This window comes from Kineococcus indalonis, from assembly GCF_009906395.1.
In the GTDB taxonomy this organism is placed as follows: Bacteria; Actinomycetota; Actinomycetes; order Actinomycetales; family Kineococcaceae; genus Kineococcus; species Kineococcus indalonis.
This window is the reverse complement of the sequence record NZ_JAAALM010000382.1, coordinates 1-3971: the sequence shown is the minus strand read 5'-3', so window position 1 is coordinate 3971 and position 3971 is coordinate 1. Positions and strand designations below refer to the sequence as shown.

Annotated in this window: 4 protein-coding genes and 1 tRNA gene; all 5 read left to right on the top strand. The window is 76.8% G+C overall.

Going from position 1 to position 3971, the window contains the following annotated elements; genetic code table 11:
• A partial coding sequence (gene cmk / locus GTR00_RS16085) for a (d)CMP kinase (protein ID WP_205705952.1) occupies positions 1-722 on the top strand: 722 nt, incomplete at its 5' end.
• The gene (locus GTR00_RS16080) at positions 719-1462 is read left to right on the top strand and encodes a lysophospholipid acyltransferase family protein (RefSeq protein ID WP_166612599.1); all 744 of its coding nucleotides are present in this window, start codon (positions 719-721) and stop codon (positions 1460-1462) included. The genes cmk and GTR00_RS16080, both read left to right, overlap by 4 nt.
• The gene (gene der, locus GTR00_RS16075) at positions 1459-2943 is read left to right on the top strand and encodes a ribosome biogenesis GTPase Der (protein ID WP_166612598.1); all 1485 of its coding nucleotides are present in this window, start codon (positions 1459-1461) and stop codon (positions 2941-2943) included. The genes GTR00_RS16080 and der overlap by 4 nt, the downstream gene beginning before the upstream one ends.
• Before the next feature lie 47 nt (positions 2944-2990).
• A tRNA-Pro gene (locus GTR00_RS16070) sits at positions 2991-3064 on the top strand.
• Between the two features lie 211 nt (positions 3065-3275).
• The coding region (locus tag GTR00_RS16065) for an MFS transporter (protein WP_166612597.1) at positions 3276-3971 on the top strand (696 nt) is incomplete at its 3' end.

Below are 3971 nucleotides of genomic sequence, written 5' to 3'. Positions count from 1 at the left end.
CGTCGGGGCTCGTGGTGGCCGTGGACGGGCCCTCCGGCTCCGGCAAGTCCAGCGTCAGCCGCGCGGCCGCGCGCGCCCTGGGCGTGGCCTTCCTGGACACCGGTGCCATGTACCGCGCGGTGACGTGGTCGGCGCTGCGCACCGGCGTGGACCTGGCCGACCCGGCCGCGGTGGCCGCGCACGTGCGCACGGTGGCGCTGTCGGTGGGCACCGACCCGCAGCGCCCCACGATCGCGGTCGTGGGCGCCGACGGCGCCGAGACCGACCTGACCGCGCAGGTGCGCGGCCCGGAGGTGACCGGCGCGGTCAGCGCGGTGGCCGCCGTGCCGGCGGTGCGCTCGGACCTGGTGCTGCGCCAGCGGGCCCTGATCGAGTCCGCCTGCGCCGCCCCCGCGCCCGGCGCGCGCCCCGGCGTGGTCGCCGAGGGGCGCGACATCACCACGGTCGTGGCCCCGGACGCCGACGTGCGGGTGCTGCTGACGGCCGACGAGCGGGTGCGCCTGGCCCGGCGCGCGCAGCAGGACCTCGGCAGCGCCGACGCCGACGCCGTGGAGGCGGTGCGCCGCTCGGTCTCCGAGCGCGACCGCGTCGACGCGCGCACCACCGCCTTCACCGCCGCCGCCGACGGCGTGGTGACCCTGGACTCCACGCATCTGGACTTCGAGGGCACCGTCGCGGCCCTGCTGGAGCTGGTGCGCCGCGCCGCGGGGGCGCGCCCGTGAGCGGGGCCGCGCAGGAGGTCGCCGTCCCGCGCGCGGGCAGGCCGCAGGCGTGGACGAAGGCGCTGGGCGGGTTCCTGGCGCACGTGGTGTGGAACGCCAGGGTCCACGGCGCGCAGAACGTGCCGGCCACCGGCCCGGTGCTGCTGGCCTCCAACCACGCCTCCCTGACGGACGGGCCGCTGCTGTTCGGGGTGGCCCCGCGCGACGTGGCCTTCCTCGTCAAGAAGGAGATGTTCGGCGGACCCGTCGGCTGGGCGCTGCTGCGCGCCGGGCAGATCCCCATCGACCGCAGCCACGGCGACCGCGACGCGCTGCAGACGGTGCTGCGCGTGCTGGCCGAGGGCGGCGCCGCCGGCGTGTTCCCCGAGGGCACCCGCGGGCGCGGGGACGCCGCCTCGGTGCGCTCGGGCATCGCGTGGATCGCGCTGCAGTCCGGCGCGCCCGTGGTGCCGGTGGCGTGCCTGGGCGCGCACCGGCCCGGGGAGCGCAACCGCACCGCCCCGCCGCCGCGGCGCGCGCTGCACTACTGCTTCGGTGAGCCGTTCACCGTGGTGAAGGAACCCGGGGTGCCCGGCCGCCGGGCCCTGGCCGCGGCCGTGGACCAGGTCCGCGACCGGCTCTCCGCGCACGTGCTGGAGAGCATGCGCCGCACCGGCACCCCCCTGCCCGACGACCTGGACGCCGACGAGCTGGGGCTCGGCGACATGGCGTCCGACGACGTACCCGGAGGCCCGCGGTGAGCACGACCGACACCCCTGACGAGCACCAGCACGACCCGCAGCACGAGGCGGGCGTGGAGAACGCGCTGCGCGCGGGCCTGGAGGACTACGACCTCTCGCCCGAGGACGTGGCGCTGCTGGAGTCCGGCGGCCCCGGCGGCCCCGAGGAGCGCCCGGACGGCCCGCTGCCGGTGCTGGCCGTGGTGGGCCGGCCCAACGTGGGCAAGTCCACGCTGGTCAACCGGATCATCGGCCGCCGCGAGGCGGTCGTGGAGGACGTGCCCGGCGTGACCCGCGACCGGGTCTCCTACCCGGCGAACTGGGCCGGGCGCGACTTCACCCTCGTCGACACCGGCGGCTGGGAGCGCAAGGTCGAGGGCCTGGACCTCGCCGTGGCCGAGCAGGCCGAGATCGCCATCGACCTGGCGGACGCGGTGGTCTTCGTCGTGGACGCCACCGTGGGGGCCACCGCCTCCGACGAGCAGGTCGTGCGGCTGCTGCGCCGCTCGGGCAAGCCGGTGGTCCTGGTGGCCAACAAGGTCGACGGCCCGCGCCAGGAGGCCGACGCCACCGAGCTGTGGTCCCTGGGCCTGGGGGAGCCGTACCCCGTCTCCGCGCTGCACGGGCGCGGCACCGGCGACGCGCTGGACGCCGCGGTGCGCCTGCTGCCGGAGGTCTCCGCGGTCGGCGGCGGGCTGCTGCCCGAGGGCGGCCCGCGGCGCGTGGCGCTGCTGGGGCGGCCCAACGTCGGCAAGTCCAGCCTGCTGAACCGGCTCGCCGGTTCCGAGCGGGTCGTGGTCCACCCCACCGCGGGCACCACCCGCGACCCGGTGGACGAGCTGATCGAGCTGGGCGGGCGCACCTGGCGCTTCGTGGACACCGCCGGCATCCGCCGCCGCGTGCACCTGACCCGCGGGGCGGACTTCTACGCCTCCCTGCGCACCCAGGCCGCGCTGGAGAAGGCGGAGGTGGCCGTGGTGCTGCTGGACGCCAGCGAGCCGATCACCGAGCAGGACATCCGCATCGTCTCCACGGTGGTGGAGTCCGGCCGCGCGCTGGTCATCGGCTACAACAAGTGGGACCTGACGGACGAGGAGCGCCGCCACTACCTCGAGCGCGAGATCGAGAAGGAGCTCGTGCAGATCCCGTGGGCGCCGCGGGTGAACGTCTCGGCGCTGACCGGCCGGCACGTCGACAAGCTCGTGCCGGCCCTGGACACCGCCCTGGAGTCGTGGGACACCCGCGTGCCCACCGGGCGCCTGAACAGCTTCCTGGGCCAGGTCGTGGCCGCGCAGCCGCACCCCGTGCGCGGCGGCAAGCAGCCGCGCATCCTCTTCGGCACCCAGGCCTCCACGCGCCCGCCGCGCTTCGTGGTCTTCGCCAGCGGCTTCCTGGAGGCCGGCTACCGCCGCTTCCTGGAGCGCCGGCTGCGCGAGGAGTTCGGCTTCACGGGCACGCCGATCGAGCTGAGCGTGCGGGTGCGGGAGAAGCGCAAGAGGTGATGTAAGGTTGTCACCGGTTCGCCCCCCGGGAACGGGGTTCGGGCCATCGGGCTGTGGCGCAGCTTGGTAGCGCACTTGACTGGGGGTCAAGGGGTCGCAGGTTCAAATCCTGTCAGCCCGACCGGCGTTCGCGCAGGTCAGAGCGGGTGTTCGTCCCACGGGGCGGGCACCCGTTCGTCGTTCCCGGGTGTTCTCGGCGGGCGGGGTCCTGCCCACGTCGTCGGCGCCCTGCCGCCCCGGGCGCACCCGGGCGCGCGGCGCGCCGGCGCTGGTTAGCGTCGAGGCGTGCAGCGTCCCCGCCCCCGTCGCCCGACCGCGCGGCGGGGGCGGCGGTGAGCCGGACGTTCCGCTCCCTGCAGCACCGCGACTACCGCTGGTGGGCCGCGGGGGCGCTGGTGAGCAACACCGGCACCTGGATGCAGCGCATCGCCCAGGACTGGCTGGCGGTGCAGGTCCTGCCGGGGGCGTCGGGCACCGCCGGCGGGCTCACCACGGCGCTGCAGTTCGCCCCGGTGCTGCTGCTGGCGCCCGTGGCCGGCGCGGTGGCCGACCGGTTCTCCCGGCGCAGGGTGCTCGTGGCGACGCAGGTGGCCACGGGGTCGCTGGCGGCGGGGATGGGCCTGCTGGTGCTCTCGGGGCAGGCGGTGCTGGGGCACCTGTACGTCTTCGCGGCGCTGCTCGGGCTCGCCTCCGCCCTCGACGGGCCCGCCCGGCTGACGATCGCCGGGCAGCTCGTGCCCGAGCGGGACCTGCCCAACGCGGTCGCGCTGAACGCCGCCTCGTTCAACGTGGCGAGGATGGCCGGTCCGGCGCTCGCCGGCCTGCTCATCGCCGCGGTGGGCGCCGGGCCGGTGTTCCTGCTCAACGCCCTCAGCTTCGCGGCCGCCCTGGCGGGGTTGCGCGCCGTGCGCCACGTCGACGCGGTCGACGCCGCCGAGCGCGCCGCGGCCCGCGCCGCCGGCCGCCCGGCCGGGTCGCTGCGCGAGGGGGTGCGGCACGTGCGCGCGCGGCCGGAGCTGGTCGTGGTC